This window comes from Vibrio aerogenes, assembly GCF_024346755.1.
GTDB classification, from domain to species: Bacteria; Pseudomonadota; Gammaproteobacteria; order Enterobacterales; family Vibrionaceae; genus Vibrio; species Vibrio aerogenes.
The window spans coordinates 1,220,985-1,236,928 of record NZ_AP024862.1; the positions used below are offsets into that span (position 1 = coordinate 1,220,985).

Annotated in this window: 15 protein-coding genes; 10 read left to right on the plus strand and 5 right to left on the minus strand. The window is 42.2% G+C overall.

The window, feature by feature from the left end:
• The first annotated feature begins 215 nt into the window (after positions 1 to 215).
• From OCV29_RS22720 to OCV29_RS22730, 3 genes are all read left to right on the plus strand, one after another.
• Positions 216 to 2,165, plus strand: coding sequence for a PTS mannitol transporter subunit IICBA (locus OCV29_RS22720; RefSeq protein ID WP_073602264.1), 1,950 nt, complete (start codon positions 216 to 218; stop codon positions 2,163 to 2,165).
• 105 nt (positions 2,166 to 2,270) lie between these two features.
• A complete protein-coding gene (locus OCV29_RS22725; RefSeq protein ID WP_073602265.1) occupies positions 2,271 to 3,422 on the plus strand; it encodes a mannitol-1-phosphate 5-dehydrogenase in 1,152 nt (383 codons plus the stop codon).
• 147 nt (positions 3,423 to 3,569) lie between these two features.
• Positions 3,570 to 4,100, plus strand: coding sequence for an MltR family transcriptional regulator (locus tag OCV29_RS22730; RefSeq protein WP_073602356.1), 531 nt, complete (start codon positions 3,570 to 3,572; stop codon positions 4,098 to 4,100).
• A gap of 135 nt (positions 4,101 to 4,235) precedes the next feature.
• Here the strand turns inward: OCV29_RS22730 and OCV29_RS22735 are convergent, their stop codons facing one another.
• Positions 4,236 to 5,012 (minus strand): hypothetical protein, encoded by a 777-nt coding sequence (locus OCV29_RS22735; protein ID WP_073602266.1) that lies wholly within the window; start codon positions 5,010 to 5,012, stop codon positions 4,236 to 4,238.
• A 324-nt stretch (positions 5,013 to 5,336) separates the two neighbouring features.
• Between OCV29_RS22735 and OCV29_RS22740 the strand changes: the two genes are divergently transcribed.
• Positions 5,337 to 6,017, plus strand: a complete 681-nt coding sequence (locus tag OCV29_RS22740; protein WP_073602267.1) for a helix-turn-helix domain-containing protein — start codon at positions 5,337 to 5,339, stop codon at positions 6,015 to 6,017.
• Positions 6,018 to 6,131: 114 nt separating this feature from the next.
• Here OCV29_RS22740 and OCV29_RS22745 read toward each other — a convergent pair whose 3' ends face one another.
• The gene (locus OCV29_RS22745) at positions 6,132 to 7,118 is read right to left on the minus strand and encodes a LacI family DNA-binding transcriptional regulator (protein ID WP_073602268.1); all 987 of its coding nucleotides are present in this window, start codon (positions 7,116 to 7,118) and stop codon (positions 6,132 to 6,134) included.
• An 82-nt stretch (positions 7,119 to 7,200) separates the two neighbouring features.
• Positions 7,201 to 8,508 carry a PTS sugar transporter subunit IIC gene (locus OCV29_RS22750; protein WP_073602269.1) on the minus strand — a complete coding sequence of 436 codons (1,308 nt, stop codon included), beginning with the start codon at positions 8,506 to 8,508 and terminating at the stop codon, positions 7,201 to 7,203.
• Positions 8,509 to 8,752: 244 nt separating this feature from the next.
• On the opposite strand from OCV29_RS22750, the gene OCV29_RS22755 reads away from it, so the two are divergent.
• The 5 genes from OCV29_RS22755 to OCV29_RS22775 all read left to right on the plus strand — a co-directional run bounded on the left by OCV29_RS22755 (position 8,753) and on the right by OCV29_RS22775 (position 13,097).
• The gene (locus OCV29_RS22755) at positions 8,753 to 9,052 is read left to right on the plus strand and encodes a PTS sugar transporter subunit IIB (RefSeq protein ID WP_073583701.1); all 300 of its coding nucleotides are present in this window, start codon (positions 8,753 to 8,755) and stop codon (positions 9,050 to 9,052) included.
• A 28-nt stretch (positions 9,053 to 9,080) separates the two neighbouring features.
• The gene (locus OCV29_RS22760; RefSeq protein ID WP_217653284.1) at positions 9,081 to 10,406 is read left to right on the plus strand and encodes a PTS sugar transporter subunit IIC; all 1,326 of its coding nucleotides are present in this window, start codon (positions 9,081 to 9,083) and stop codon (positions 10,404 to 10,406) included.
• A 30-nt stretch (positions 10,407 to 10,436) separates the two neighbouring features.
• A complete protein-coding gene (locus OCV29_RS22765) occupies positions 10,437 to 11,831 on the plus strand; it encodes a glycoside hydrolase family 1 protein (protein WP_281250447.1) in 1,395 nt (464 codons plus the stop codon).
• Positions 11,832 to 11,846: 15 nt separating this feature from the next.
• Positions 11,847 to 12,164 carry a PTS lactose/cellobiose transporter subunit IIA gene (locus OCV29_RS22770; protein WP_073602272.1) on the plus strand — a complete coding sequence of 106 codons (318 nt, stop codon included), beginning with the start codon at positions 11,847 to 11,849 and terminating at the stop codon, positions 12,162 to 12,164.
• A gap of 303 nt (positions 12,165 to 12,467) precedes the next feature.
• Positions 12,468 to 13,097 (plus strand): helix-turn-helix domain-containing protein, encoded by a 630-nt coding sequence (locus OCV29_RS22775; protein WP_073602273.1) that lies wholly within the window; start codon positions 12,468 to 12,470, stop codon positions 13,095 to 13,097.
• Positions 13,098 to 13,205: 108 nt separating this feature from the next.
• Here the strand turns inward: OCV29_RS22775 and galE are convergent, their stop codons facing one another.
• Positions 13,206 to 14,222 carry a UDP-glucose 4-epimerase GalE gene (gene galE / locus OCV29_RS22780; protein WP_073602274.1) on the minus strand — a complete coding sequence of 339 codons (1,017 nt, stop codon included), beginning with the start codon at positions 14,220 to 14,222 and terminating at the stop codon, positions 13,206 to 13,208.
• A 299-nt stretch (positions 14,223 to 14,521) separates the two neighbouring features.
• Here galE and OCV29_RS22785 point away from each other — a divergent pair, with 299 nt between their 5' ends.
• Positions 14,522 to 15,217, plus strand: coding sequence for a helix-turn-helix domain-containing protein (locus OCV29_RS22785; RefSeq protein ID WP_073602275.1), 696 nt, complete (start codon positions 14,522 to 14,524; stop codon positions 15,215 to 15,217).
• 321 nt (positions 15,218 to 15,538) lie between these two features.
• Here the strand turns inward: OCV29_RS22785 and OCV29_RS22790 are convergent, their stop codons facing one another.
• The gene (locus OCV29_RS22790) at positions 15,539 to 15,940 is read right to left on the minus strand and encodes a hypothetical protein (protein WP_073602276.1); all 402 of its coding nucleotides are present in this window, start codon (positions 15,938 to 15,940) and stop codon (positions 15,539 to 15,541) included.
• Between the last annotated feature and the right edge of the window lie 4 nt (positions 15,941 to 15,944).

The following is a 15,944-nucleotide window of genomic DNA, read 5'->3' on the forward strand; positions in this document are numbered from 1 at the left end:
AACCAAAAATGTAACAAATTTTCATCACCAACACATGACTCAGATCACCAAAAAAACATTTGTAGATGAAAATAAATGCTATCCATATCACAAAAAACCCGTTGTCAGTTCTAAATGAAAATTGTGTGGTAGATTGATGTGGTACTAGACAATCAACGGTTTTGGCGAACCGTTACCACTACAATATTCTTTAGAACATCGAACGGGGAATTCTTATGATATCACCAGATGCAAAGATCAGGATACAAAATTTTGGCCGTTTCCTGTCTAATATGGTTATGCCGAACATCGGCGCATTTATAGCCTGGGGCTTTATCACCGCTTTATTTATCCCAACCGGATGGCTACCAAATGAAACACTGGCCACTATGGTTGGGCCAATGATTACATATCTTTTACCATTACTGATTGGTTATACTGGCGGCAAACTCGTCGGAGGCGACCGGGGCGCCGTGGTGGGGGCAATCACCACAATGGGCGTCATTGTCGGGACGGACATTCCAATGTTCATGGGAGCGATGATTGTTGGGCCACTCGGTGGTCTGGCCATTCAAACATTCGACAAGAAAGTTGAAGGAAAAATCAAAAGTGGCTTTGAGATGTTGGTCAACAACTTCTCTGCAGGCATTATCGGAATGATCTGCGCCATGTTAGCCTTCTACTTTATTGGTCCTTTTGTCAAAATTCTTTCCAGTTCACTGGCGGCAGGTGTTCACTTTTTAGTCCATGCCCATTTACTTCCGTTGACTTCTGTATTTGTTGAACCCGCTAAAATCCTCTTCCTCAATAATGCAATTAATCACGGTATATTCTCTCCTCTGGGCATTCAACAAGCCTCTGAAACAGGAAAATCGATCTTCTTTCTGATTGAAGCGAACCCGGGGCCAGGACTGGGAATTCTGCTGGCCTACATCGCCTTCGGCAAAGGTACGGCAAAACAAACTGCCGGTGGTGCATCTGTCATTCACTTCTTTGGTGGTATTCATGAAATATACTTCCCGTATATTTTGATGAATCCCCGCCTGATTCTCGCTGCGATTGCAGGTGGTATGACCGGTGTCTTTACACTCACCGCTTTTGATGCAGGTATTGTTTCTCCGGCTTCTCCGGGTTCTATTTTCGCTGTATTACTCATGACTCCAAAAGACTCAATGATCGGCGTGCTCTGTTCCATCTCTGCCGCTGCACTTGTTTCATTTTCAGTGGCATCCCTGTTACTTAAATCACAGCGCTCTACGGAAGAAGATGAAGGCGATGAAAACGCACTCGCAAAAGCCGCAGAAAAAATCAATGAGATGAAATCCGAAGCAAAAGGTTCCCGCCCGGACAGTCATCGTGAAAACCATATTGATATGGCTCACGTCAAACATATTATTGTCGCTTGTGATGCGGGTATGGGCTCCAGCGCTATGGGTGCAGGGATGCTGAAGAAAAAAATTCAGGATACCGGACTTAAAATTGAAGTGACAAACCTTGCGATTAACAACCTGCCGGAAAACGCAGATATTGTCGTGACCCATAAGGATCTGACCGCACGGGCCCGTCAGCATGCACCAAATGCTTATCACATTTCCCTGACAAATTTTTTAGATAATGAGGCATACAGCCAGTTAGTCACACAATTATCAGCATCACAGTTTAAGGCAGCTAATGACGATGAAATGATGACTATGCCAGTCAAGGCTGCAAATGATGATCATTTCGTGCAGTCATCTCATCCGGTTTTTCAGGTTAAGCATCAGAATATCTGTCTGGGGCTGAAAGCCGCAACGAAGGAAGAAGCCATTCTCTATGCTGGAAATAAACTGGTCGAACTTGGCTATGCACTGCCAGAATATGTTCCCGCGATGCTTGAGAGAGAGAAGCTTGTTTCAACCTACCTGGGTGAATCAATTGCGGTTCCCCACGGTACTGTTGAAGCAAAAGAACAAATACTGAAAACCGGCATCGTCATATGTCAATACCCACAGGGTGTCCAGTTTGGCGAAGATCAGGATGACCTGGCAAAACTGGTCATTGGTATTGCCGCCAGAAACGATGAACACATTCAGGTCATCAGTTCGATAACGAATGCACTCGATGACCCGGATGCACTCCAACAATTAACCAGTACCAATGACGTTGAAGATGTGCTGAAGATTCTGGCACGTCACCAGGCAGCTTAGCCTGACAGTTGCTCCTGAAGCAAAACAGAGGCCATGCCTGACCCCCGTTTAGCTGGCCTCTACCCGAAATTTCATACGTCAAACACAGTTAAACAGGAAAATATGATGAAAAATGCTGTTCATTTTGGTGCTGGTAATATTGGTCGTGGATTCATAGGTAAACTTTTAGCAGATGCCAGCATAGAAGTAACCTTTGCCGACATTAATGCCCCTTTGGTTGATCAACTGAGCCACAAACAGGAATACAAGGTCAAAGTCGTTGACACTGAGTGTAAAACGGATGTAGTCACACATGTGACAGCGGTACGGTCTGATGGTGATGAAATCATTGATCGTATTACTCACACCGATCTGATTACAACCGCAGTTGGTCCTGACATTCTGGACAAAATAGCAAAAACAATTGCTGCGGGTCTTGAAAAACGTTTTGCACTGGGTCACTTTAAACCACTCAATATTATTGCCTGCGAAAACATGATTCGCGGTACTACACATCTGAAAAAAGAAGTCTACCGATATCTTGATACTTCATACCATGAACGAGCTGATTGCCTTGTTGGCTTTGTGGACTCAGCCGTTGATCGTATTGTGCCGCCAGCCGAAGCAGCAAATGACGATCCTCTGGAAGTTACAGTGGAAAGTTTTAGTGAATGGATTGTCGATAAAAGCCAGTTCAAAGGTGAAGTGCCTGACATCAACGGGATGGAACAGACTGATAATCTGATGGCATTCATTGAAAGGAAGTTATTTACCCTGAATACAGGACATTGTATTACCGCATATCTGGGAAATCAGAAAGGGTATAAAACGATTCGTGAAGCGATTGCTGACCCAGAAATACACACACAGGTCAAACAGGCAATGTCTGAAAGTGGTGAAGTATTAATCCGCCGTTATGGTTTTGAACCTGAATTTCACGCAGCATACATAGAAAAAATTCTCAACCGATTTGCCAACCCTTATCTGGTTGATGAAGTCAACCGGGTCGGACGCCAGCCAATACGAAAATTAGGACCGGATGATCGACTCATTAAGCCATTATTGGGTACAATGGAGTATCACATTGAAAATCAAGCGCTTCTGCGGGGAATTGCTGCTGCTTTGAAATATACCAATCGTAATGACCCACAAGCTGTTGAATTACAGACATCACTTACAAATCACGGTGTCAGTCACACACTGCAGCAATATTCTGGATTAGATCCAGACAGTGCTGAAGTCAGACAAATTGAATATATTTTCAATCAACCGGATTAAAATGAGAGGGCAATCAACACATTTTAAGTGCTTCCGGCTAAAAGCCCGATGGAATACAGAAGATTGTATTTCATCGGGTCAGAATCAACGTGGTGTTCAAACGGAAATGATATAAACCAATGACAACAACTTATGACAACACAGTATATGGCAGAAAAACTAAACGAAAATGAAATAATAGAACAACTCAATCAAACAACTTCAGTCAGAGGTTTTTTTATTACGACCGTTAGCATTATTGAAACTGCTGTTGATTTACTGATGAAGAGAATTTTTATGAAAGATAATTTTGCAGTGCAATCCGTTGTAGGACCATTACTGCATGATTCAGGTCCTCTGGGAGATATTACAGTACGGCTGAAACTATTGTATGGACTGGGCGTTCTTCCGGATCAACTTTATCATGATATAGAAGCCATCATTCAACTCAAAAATCAGTTAAATGATGATGGAACTGAGTACTCATTTACGTCACCCAAAATACTTGAGCCGGTAAAAGAGCTCAATATCGTACAGCAAATCGGAATGATACAGCTGGATATCAAGGAACCGGATGATGATATCGATTTAGAATTTTATCAACTTCAGCTGCATCGTCAGCAGCAAGTCATCAAATCAGGTCTGTCATTGTCTATTGTCGAGGTCTGTAATGCATTGAATAAAGAGAGTCCATTTTAATCAATATGTTTTTATCCCTCATTTTCAATCCGTACATAAAGCAAGGCTGGCATTCAACCGGATAATCAAAACGATACATTAATTTCAGATATCAATTCCTCTCCGAATCATCAATACAATTTCAATGGACTGATATTAAGTCAGGCAATCTCTAAAGTTCATCACACCGGATGCAAAAGTTGTAACCTGAACGGTAAAGTACTCTTTAATCTTGTCAGAGATATTGACAGGTAAAACCACACTCACCAACATCAGTCCAAGGTCGACAACTTTTGAAACCGGAAACGATTCATCAGACAGAAGTAAGGTACTGACAACAGTGATCGCATTTGCGATCAAGATTGCCTGTTTTATTCCCCCCAAAATAAGAAGATGCTCATCATTTAACAGATATTGAATATCCGGAATCGCCGCTCCGGCAATAACATCAACTGATGCTAATATATGAACCGATGTTGTGATTCCCCAATCTGTACTCAGTCCAGCCACCCCAATTCTTAACCTCTGCTGAGGAATAACTTGCTCCGGAGAATCCTTTACAAAATATTGCAAGATTTCCGGAACCCCGAAAATAACCAGATAATCTTCATCTTTGTATATCTTGATACAAGCTTTCATCCCACAATCTTCTAACATCTCAATGATGAGTCCCGGACTTTCCAGTAAGACATTTTGTTGCTGATAAAACTTTCCCCATGATGAAAAAATAGTCGCCCACTCACACCGGGTCAGAATAGTCAAACACTCAGGCGACCCCGCGCTTAGATCAGAGATTCGCTTCTCTGCTTTGTCCGGCAATGTAACAGGCCAAAATACAGGGGTTGTCTGTAATGTCATCGAACAATCATAAATAAGGACTAACTCTTCCGTTTCTGTGCAGAACAACTCTTCTGCCAATAACATCTTTGTCATACAACTAAGCCCGATCAGTACAGAAAAGAGCCCCCGTAACCGGGGGCAAAGCAACGGCAAATAGCTTTGACAATTGTCGTTTAAGGTATGCTAAGGAGATAAATAACAATAAGCAGAGTCATCAAGTTCCCGGGATATTCTTCATCAGAGCTCACCCCTATTCTCTGAACTAAATGAAACAATGCAGTTCACTTCATAAAAGATTAAATAAGATCTACTTGTACTAATCGCATAATGGTATCCTTGTTTTTCATATATGTTCTTCATGTAATGAAGAGTAGCCGCCCGACATTACATCTCAATCGCGAATATTATTGATCGTTTATGAGTAAAAAACAAGTTTCATTACCTTCCTATGACTATCTGACCGGGAAGCAAGTCACAGAAAGACTCTGTGAATTATTTAATGCGAAAAATATGAGGGCTTTGTCTCAAATGCTTGAGATTTCTCCTTCAACCATTGCAACATGGCATCAACGCGATATTTGCCCCTATGAAGTCGCTATTCGCACGCATTTACGAAAAGGTGTTTCCCTTAAATGGCTCTTATTGGCTGAAGGCGACCCTTATCCAAATGCGAGCCCACATACTTATCAACCAGATAAAGAAGAAACCAGACACCTGATTGATATTGACTTATTTACTATTAAAAATGGTCAGTTAGCCGAACAGGGAATTATGACATTTGACCAGAGCTTACTCGATGAACTGGGCATCACAAATGTTATTGCGATAAGGGATGCGGAAAATACTTACATTGTTGATCAGGAGTCAACTAATGCGGTCAATGGAATCTACCTTATTGAATTTGATGGTTTCTTTTCTCTGAATGCGATTCAGCGCCTCCCCGGAAAAAAGCTGGCAATCCGCTTTCAGGATACAACTCTCACAGTGAATGAAACAGAACTGAATGTGACCGGTCAGGTGGCCTTTTTAACCACAAGATTATTAAACGCCTCTTCAAATCATTTTATCCGTGAACCTGACACGCTTTCCGGTGAGTGATCATTGATCAACATCCCCTGGAGAAGTCGATCTGAGATGATTCCGTGGATAAAAAACACCGCCCTAATCGCGGTGTTTCTTATCATCCTTCGGAGACAGTTGTCTTATCTTTGCTTAAGCAGATATCGTTCGGACAGACTCACGAATGATCAGCTTGCCAAAAAATTCCTGATGTCCGGTTTCGTTCAGTTGATTTTGGCTCATTTTATCATCCAACAATGAAGCCAGAGATACCAACATTTCTTCTTCAGGAATTTCAAAGCCAGTCACAGATGGTGAGTAAAAAGCCCCTTCGTTATCGGTATTCAGACTTAATACTGAAACTTCCTGAGGCACTTTAATATTATATTGCTCAAGTGTCCGAATCACTTCAATCGCCTGATGATCATCAGCCACCAAAACAGCAGTGAAAGGAATATACCGGTTAATCAACATGCCAATGGCGCCAGCACTGTCTCCATGCCGGACCAACAGTTGTTTGTTATAAGGCAGACTTCTGTTTTCTAAAGCGCGCCGATAACCTTCCTGCATATGCATGCCTGAAATTCCGGCCTCAGACAACATCGCAATTTGAGTATGGCCGTGTGAATAAAGATAATTACACGCCATTTCAGTTGTTGTCGCCTGATCATAATTCAACCCCTGAATATCGGGAATTGCAAGATTCATTGTCAGAAGTGGTGGATACTGATCAAGGTTCAAGCCTTCGAACCAGTCTGAGTCAAACTGACGTCCAACTAATAACACCGCATCACAATGCTTTGTGGCAAAAAAGCTTAATTTCTCTTCAAGCATTTCACGATTCTGAACGTGATTTGCCATAATAAAGCATCGCCCCTGCCGGGTCAGCTCTCTTTCAAGTTGCCTGACAGTCCGTCCGAGCTGAAGGTCATTCAAACCATGCGTCAACACACCAACAGTAAAACTGACTTTGGTCGCTAAAGTCTGAGCAAGCTGATTTGGCCTGTAATTGAGTTGTTCCACCGCACGCATGACAGCTTCGCGTGTATCGTCCTTTACTCTGCGATTACCGCTCAGAACCCTTGAGACTGTCGCTTTAGAAACATTAGCCAGTTTGCATACATCTGAAATTGTCGTCATCTGCCCGCCTTCATCACACTCTTACAACAGAAGCCAAGATATGGAAACCGCTTTCCACTTGAGTACCAAATTATAACAAATATTACTTCTGAATTCTATTTTGCCGTTGTTGCTCACCTTCCAGCAGAAGACGCTCATGAACTTTAAAGAACGGATAATAGATAATCCAGGCATTCACAATTGCAAAAATACTCATTAAGGCGGCACGCCAGCTCCCGTTTGCTGACAAAGCCGCACCGACAGGAGAAGGCATAGACCAGGGCAGAATAGCAATAAAGCGATCCAACAGGCCCCATTCTGTTAAATACCACGCTATTGTTGCATTCACCAGTGGCGCAAGAATAAATGGTATCAAAAAAACCGGATTCATAATAATCGGGAAACCAAATAAAATCGGTTCATTGATATTAAATAGTGCAGGAACAATACCAACCTTCCCCGCTCCTTTCAGTTGTTGGGAACGGCTTCTTAACGCCATAAAAACCAGTGGCAAAGTCGCCCCGACACCGCCAACAAGTAAATAAAAATCCCAGAATGCATACAGATAAATATGAGGTAATGGCTCACCCGCTGCAAGCGCTGCCTGATTATCGAGAATATTACTCATCCAGAATGGATACATAATTCCGGTCAAAAGCAGAGAGCCATGAATCCCAAAAAACCAAAGTAAGTTACAGATTAATACCGACAACCAGACCGCAACCAATGTGTCTGAAGCCACAATCATCGGACGAAATAACTTTTCAATCAATACCGGGAAAGCAGCTCCAAAATGCTCATTCAGGACAATGTTCAGGACTGTCATGCTAAACAGAATGACGAACAGCGGAACGATCAACAAAAAACCACTCGCCGTAATTCTGGGAACTTCTTCCGGGACACGGATCGTCCAGTTTCGCTGGTAAAAAAAACGGATCACTTCAATCGCGTAAACAGATGCAAGAATTGCAGTGAATATTCCCATACCACCTAAATAATGAAATTCAATGCCACTATCCTGATTAAAGCCGGATAAAAGTAAAAAACTAACACATCCTGTTAACCCACATAATCGTTCCGGCAGACCATAATGTTTCGCCAGGCTGGCAGCCATACCAAAAGCAACAAGCAAAGAAACCAGACCCAGGGTAATTTGGTAGGGAGCCAGCCATAATGTCCGGTAATGTACAGAAATAAAATGCCATGCCTGAGTAAAGGAATTCTGTTCATCAAGGACGAAAGGAGGGTAAAGAAACGGAACACAGATACTACCAACAATGACAAAGGGCATAGCCAGCTGAAAGCCATCCCGCAGAGCCATCAAATACCGGTTTTTTGTGAGATAACGGGATAAAGGCAACATCCAGCATTGTATCCACTCAACCAGCACCTGCATCCAGTAAACACTCATTGATTTCCTCATAATTCAGCAACAACGCACGCAGCATACCGCCTTATTTAACGAAAGCAATCCCGGACATATCAGGTAACCGCTTACATTGATTAGGATACTAGTCAGATCACATTCTTAAGGATAATTGATACTGCTTTGGTGATCAGGTGCACATAGTTAACAGCCGTTATTCGGAAACCGGTTTCCATGTCGTTTCCTAAAAGCTATATTGACAATGAAAACGGTTACTGAGGAACAAAAAATGAAAAAAATTATGTTGTGCTGCTCAGCTGGTATGTCAACAAGTATTCTGGTGAAAAAAATGCTTGTTGAAGCTGAAAAACGTGAGCTTCCTGTTGATATTAAAGCATTCGGAACATCAGATTTTGATGAGCAGGTTAAAAATTACGAAGTCGTTTTACTTGGTCCCCAGGTCAAATACATGTTACCGGATTTGAAAAAACGGGCGAATGGGATTCCTGTTGAACCTATCAATATTTCAGATTACGGCATGCAACGTGGAGACAAAGTGCTGGATTTCGCATTGTCCCTTATTCAATAAATTTAAAGAATAATAAAAAGGATGAATTATGAGTCTTTATAACAAGATGGTATCTGTGATCGAAGATACCATCACACCAATAGCCGGGAAACTTGGACAACAAAGATATATTACCTCTATTCGTGACGGATTTATTGCTGCTTTACCGTTTATGATCGTTGGTAGTTTCATGCTGGTTTTCATTTTCCCTCCGTTTGATCCGGAAACGTCATGGGGATTCGCCAGAGCATGGCTGGATTTTTCTAAAACTTATCAAACAGAGCTGTTACTTCCATTTCAGTTAAGTATGGGTGTGATGACGTTGTTTATTTCGGTTGGTGTTGCAGCCAGTCTGGGTAAACATTATGACTTGGATCGTATTACCACAGGTTTGTTGTCTCTGATGTCATTCTTACTTGTTGCTGCACCAGTGAAAGATGGCAATATTTCAATGCAATATTTCTCTGGACAGGGTATTTTCACAGCGCTGATCTGTGCGATTTATTCAACCGAAGTGTATGCATTTCTGAAGCGGAAAAACATAACGATTCGTTTACCGGAACAAGTTCCATCAGGGGTTGCCCGATCATTTGAAATTTTGATCCCTGTCATGGCTATTATTCTGACTCTACATCCACTGAACCTGTTTATCGAAGCAGAAACCGGTATGATCCTGCCTAAAGCCATCATGTCTTTACTGCAACCTTTAGTATCGGCTTCAGACTCTTTACCTGCGGTTTTACTTTCTGTCTTTATTTGTCAACTTCTTTGGTTTGCTGGTATCCATGGCTCATTGATCGTCACAGGTATCATGAACCCATTCTGGATGACAAACCTTGCAGAAAACCAGGCAGCTCTTGCAGCAGGTGATGCGCTTCCACATATTTATCTTCAAGGCTTTTGGGATCACTATCTGCTTATTGGTGGGGTTGGTTCAACACTACCACTGGCTATTCTGTTACTTCGAAGCCGGGCGGTCCACTTACGGACAATTGGTAAAATGGGCGTGATTCCTGGTTTATTCAACATCAACGAACCCATACTGTTCGGTGCACCTATTGTGATGAACCCGGTATTCTTCTTCCCATTCATTCTTGTACCTATGGTGAACGCTGTGCTTGCCTATGCAGCGACAAGTATGGACCTGTTGCCAAGAGTCGTCTCCCTGACACCATGGACAACTCCCGGACCTGTCGGCGCTTCCTGGGCTGCAAACTGGGCAGTCACGCCAGTCATCATGTGTATCCTTTGTATGGTTGTAGCCGGACTCATGTACTTCCCATTCCTGAAAGCGTATGAAAGAACATTGTTGAAACAGGAAAGTGAACAACAGGCAGAAGAGGAAGCTAAAGCAAGCGAAGCAACTCCTGCATAATCTAACTGAATTAATAAGTATGAACTGAAAATGAGTAATCAAATCATGCAGTACAGATTTCCTGATAATTTCTGGTGGGGCAGTGCCTCATCAGCTGCCCAGACCGAAGGCGCTGCCCTTCGGGATGGGAAAGCTCCAACGAACTGGGATCATTGGTTCAAAGAGCAGCCAAACCGATTCTTTAATCAGGTTGGCCCTCAAGATACATCAACATTTTATGATTCTTTTCGCGACGACATCCAGTTAATGAAAAAAATCGGCCATAACAGTTTCAGAACGTCTATTTCCTGGGCGCGCCTTATCCCTGATGGTTGTGGTGAAGTTAATCCGGCAGCAGTCGATTTTTATAATGCTCTCTTAGATGAACTTATTGAAAATGGCATTGAACCTTTCATTACCCTTTTTCATTTTGACATGCCATTGTGCATGCAGGAAAAAGGTGGATGGGAAAATCGGGAAGTGATTGATGCATATGGCCAATATGCCGAAACCTGCTTTAAATTATTTGGTCACAAAGTTAAATACTGGTTTACATTCAACGAACCCATTGTTCCGGTAGAAGGTGGATATCTATACGATTTTCATTACCCGAATGTCGTTGATTTCCGTCGTGCTGCAACTGTGGCTTACCACACAATGTTGGCACATGCTAAAGCAGTCAAACTCTATCGTGATCTGAATCTGGATGGCCAGATTGGTATTGTGCTTAATCTGACACCCTCATATCCACGTTCTCAAAATCCGGCTGATTTAAAAGCAGCCAATATTGCGGACTTACTTTTCAACCGTAGTTTCCTCGATCCGGCAGTCAAAGGTGAATACCCCCAAGCGTTGGTTGACCTGCTCCGTCAACACGATCAATTACCTGACTGCGAACCTGAGGATGCTGTCCTGCTTCAAGGTGGAAAAGTTGATATTCTGGGTGTCAACTATTATATGCCACGCAGGGTCAAAGCCCGTGAAAATGCAGTGAATCCTGAATCACCATTTATGCCAGAATGGTTCTTTGATCCTTATGAAATGCCCGGCCGTAAAATGAATCCTCACAGAGGGTGGGAGATTTATGAAAAAGGCATTTATGACATTTTGATGAACCTGAAAACAAACTATGGCAACTTGCCTTGTTATATTTCAGAAAATGGTATGGGTGTCGAGGGTGAAAACCGCTTCCTGGAAGACGGACAGATCAATGACCAATACCGCATAGAATTCGTTCAGGAACATCTTCGCTGGTTACATAAAGGAATTAGTGAAGGTGCAAATTGCCTTGGTTATCACATGTGGACATTCATTGATAACTGGTCCTGGAGTAATGCATACAAAAACCGTTATGGTTTTGTGCAACTTGATATAGAAACGCAAACCCGAACGATTAAGAAAAGTGGTGAATGGTATGCAGAAGTTTCGAAAAATAACGGATTTTAAACAGAGGTAAAGGGTATGTTAGATCTAGAAGAAGCCGTAATGGGAATCATTGTAAACGCTGGACAATCCCGTAGCTTGTGTTTTGAAGCACTGAGTTGCGCGAAGGCAGGAAACTTTGCTCAGGCAGAAACATTGCTTGAACAGGCAAATGAATTCGCGAAAGAGGCTCACCTTGTGCAAACCAAACTCATCGAAGAAGATGAAGGAACGGGTAAAACACAAATGACACTGGTCATGGTACATGCTCAGGATCACCTGATGACTTCGATTTTAGCGAAAGAACTCATTACTGAGCTCATCAGCGTCTATAAACGCCTTCCGGCAGAAGCTTAATTCACCGGATACAACGATTCATCAATACAGACAACAACAAAGGGGTAATATCACCCCTTTGTTGTTTTTCTTTGCAAAGTAAACAGCTTCAGCAATCAACAAGGTGTCACGAGAAAATCTCTGCATCTGTCAGTTCACCAGATTTTCACACACTGCTTTCAATATCAGTTTCAGGTAAAATTATTATTTAATCCTACTTAAATCATGCGCATAATGGTATTCTACTAAGTTATTGTTTATTTAGATGTAATGATGAGTTGCCGCCCCTGATTACATCCCAATCACGAATATTATTGATCGCATATGAATAAAAAACAAGTTTCATTACCAAATTTTGAGTATCTGGCTGGTAAACAAGTTACAGAAAAACTACGAACCCTGTTTAATCTGAAAAATACGAAAGCATTAGCTGAATTGCTCAACGTACCTGCATCAACAATTGCCACCTGGCATCAAAGAAAGGTATGCCCTTACGAAATCGTTATCCGGACTCATTTGAGTAAAGGTGTGTCCATCAAATGGTTACTGCTTGATGAGGGTGATCCTTATCCAAATATGACACCATACCAGCATCAGCCAGAGCAGCCCAAGGTGAAGCCACTGGCAAATATCGATTTATTTCTGCTGAAAAATGGCAAGGTCCATCCTTATCATACACTGACACTTGATCAGCTATTTCTGGATGAGCTGAATATTTCAAACGTCATTGCTGTACGTGAAGGTGAAAAAACTTTCATTATCGATCAGGAAGCGACAAATGCAACCAATGGTACGTATCTGATTGAGCTTGATGGACTGCAGTCATTTTGTCAGATTCAGCGACTTCCGGGTAAACAGCTCGCAATAGCATTTAACGAATCCCTGCTGACCGTCAATGAAGATGATGTTCAAATTAACGGGAAAGTGATGTTAACCATTGCGAAAGGTGATTAAGGCCGTCTCATTTAACCTGTCCACGATAAACCAGATTAACCCAAAGACAAACCCGCCAGAAAAGCAAGTTTGTCTTTATTCTGGTTTATACAGGTGACCTGAAACCAATTAAGACTGATAACCGTTTGGATTCCCGGACTGCCAGCGCCAGGTATCGGACGTCATCTCTTCAACTGACCGGCTGGCTTTCCAGCCCAATTCTTTCTCAGCTTTCTCTGTACTGGCCCAACACGCTGCAATATCCCCTGAACGACGAGGACAAATTTCATAAGCGACAGAATGGCCACACGCCAGACTAAACGCCTTCACCATATCCAGAACGCTCGACCCTTGCCCGGTGCCGAGGTTATAAATATGCAATCCGGCTTGCTCCCCAACGGTTTTCAAAGCGGCAATATGCCCGTCAGCAAGATCCATCACGTGAATATAATCCCGCACCCCGGTTCCGTCTGGTGTGGGGTAATCATCACCAAATACCGATAATTTATCACGGCGGCCCACAGCAACCTGAGCAATAAATGGCATGAGATTATTGGGTATCCCCTGCGGATCTTCTCCCATGGTCCCGGAGGGATGTGCGCCGACAGGATTGAAATAGCGAAGCAAAGTGATACTCCAGTCCGGAGCAGCCTTGAATAAATCAGTCAAACACTGTTCAACCATATACTTACTTCGACCGTAAGGATTGGTTGTCGCACCCGTTGGAGCATCCTCTGTTAAAGGAACAGTTTCAGGGTCACCATAAACCGTTGCTGATGAGCTGAAAATTAAACTTTTGACACCAGCCTTATGCATACTTCGGGCTAAAACCAGTGAGCCATTCACATTGTTATCATAATACGCCAATGGTTGTTCAACGGATTCTCCAACAGCCTTTAACCCGGCAAAATGAATGACCGACTGAATGTTATGATTGCTGAACACAGAGTCAAGGAACGCTTCATCGCGAATATCACCCTGACAGAATGCCACTTTAGCGCCGGTTAAATGTTCAATACGATTTAATACCTCAGGATCAGAATTGCACAGATTATCGACAACCACTGGCGTCATGCCGGCTTCAATAAGCTGCACACATGTATGACTTCCGATATACCCTAATCCACCCGTAACAAGTATTTCCATCTTGGTTCTCACCTCACGTAACGATACGGCTTTTCGCTGAAAGCATTTCTGAAACAATGGCTGATATCCAGTCTATCCTGTCAAAATAAATTCAGAATGAACAAAGCCAACTGTCATAAAAATCATTGATAAAACAAGGTATTGTACATCAGCTCAATCCATATTTTGGAATATTTTGCGACGAATCTGACATAAAACCCAACAATTCTCATACCTGCATCATGATAAGTTGCCATGAGATGAACTCTTTTCTCCCGGACAGGATTTTTACCATCTCATACCAGCAAGGACTATTTTGTATGCAACATGAAAAAATTAAAACCTACGACTATCTCAAAGGTACTGATTTTACAGAAAACTTGAAAAAACTGACCCGAAGTAAAAATTTCAGGGAGCTTTCTTCCCTGCTTGATATCCCGGGAGCAACCCTCAGTTCCTGGAACCGGAATCAAAGAACACCTTATGAAGTGATTGCCAGAGTTCATCTTGCAATGGATATTCCGGTTAAAGATCTTGCACTACCCCAACATATCCAGGCCACAGAGGTCCACACCTCACTACAGTATAAACGCCCCATGCTCCCCGCGGTTCGGGACACAGAAAATAATTATGAAATTGCACTCTCAGATCAACAGCACACACAACGAACAACGGTTATCTACTGCTACCCTATGGCCTATCCGATCAGATCGTCAGATCACATCAGACAATCCATCCGGAAGCAAGGTAGTGAAGAACATCACGCTTCATTGATTGAGCATGCTGCTGAAATCGAGACAAAAGACAGCGTTTATCTTATCAATAGTGAAATCCATCATGTAGATTCCGGACATTTCCTGCTTGATATCAATGGAAAAATTCATATTCAAAACCTCCGCAGCATGTCCGGAAGACCATATTCAACATATGCTCAACAGAGTTTGAATATCCATTTATCAAATACAATTAAGATTCTGGGCTATGTCGTCGCTATCATAAGAAAGTCATCATCATGAGTCGTTTATTTTCTATATTGGTATAACTGATATCACACCAATTAATTTCTACTATGCTGTAATCAAATCTCAGGCAAAAAAAAAGCCAGTCACAAAACAGTGACTGGCTGAAAAATGTGAATAAATAAATTCACTAACAACGTCAGTTGGCTAGGTGACCCTCGGCTTAAAAGGGTCATTATATATTAAGCATTTAATGTGCCAACTTTTGTAAAAAATATAAGATATTGATATTTATATTTTTATTTTAAGCGTCTATTATCTCATTGCGTAGTTGTTCATAATAAAATTGCAAAATAAAAATAAATTTTCATTTTGCAATTAATGGTACAAACTCTGAAACCAGTCCCAAATGCCAAAAGAAAAGTTTTTGAATACATCGATACCCAAAGCCGATTTGATCAGGTATAAAGCCAGCAAAGCCAATACGACCGTTGCCAAAATGACGATAGCAATCAAGATCGCCAGCAAAATATCGATGCACTTTAATTTATCTCCGCGTGCATGTTGTCGGCGGTCCCTTCCCACAAGGCAAACAAAATAATAACGTTTACCAATCCATGGAATGGTTTTACGGACATCAATCGCATGCCGGCTCAGTAAACATATGATATTCACGGTACGTTCAATCTCTGCACGCTGCTCTTCATCAAAACTGGCAGCAACTTCAGGATTCACAATGTGCCAAAACCTGTCAGCTACCTTACTTTTATTCTCTGTCAATCTC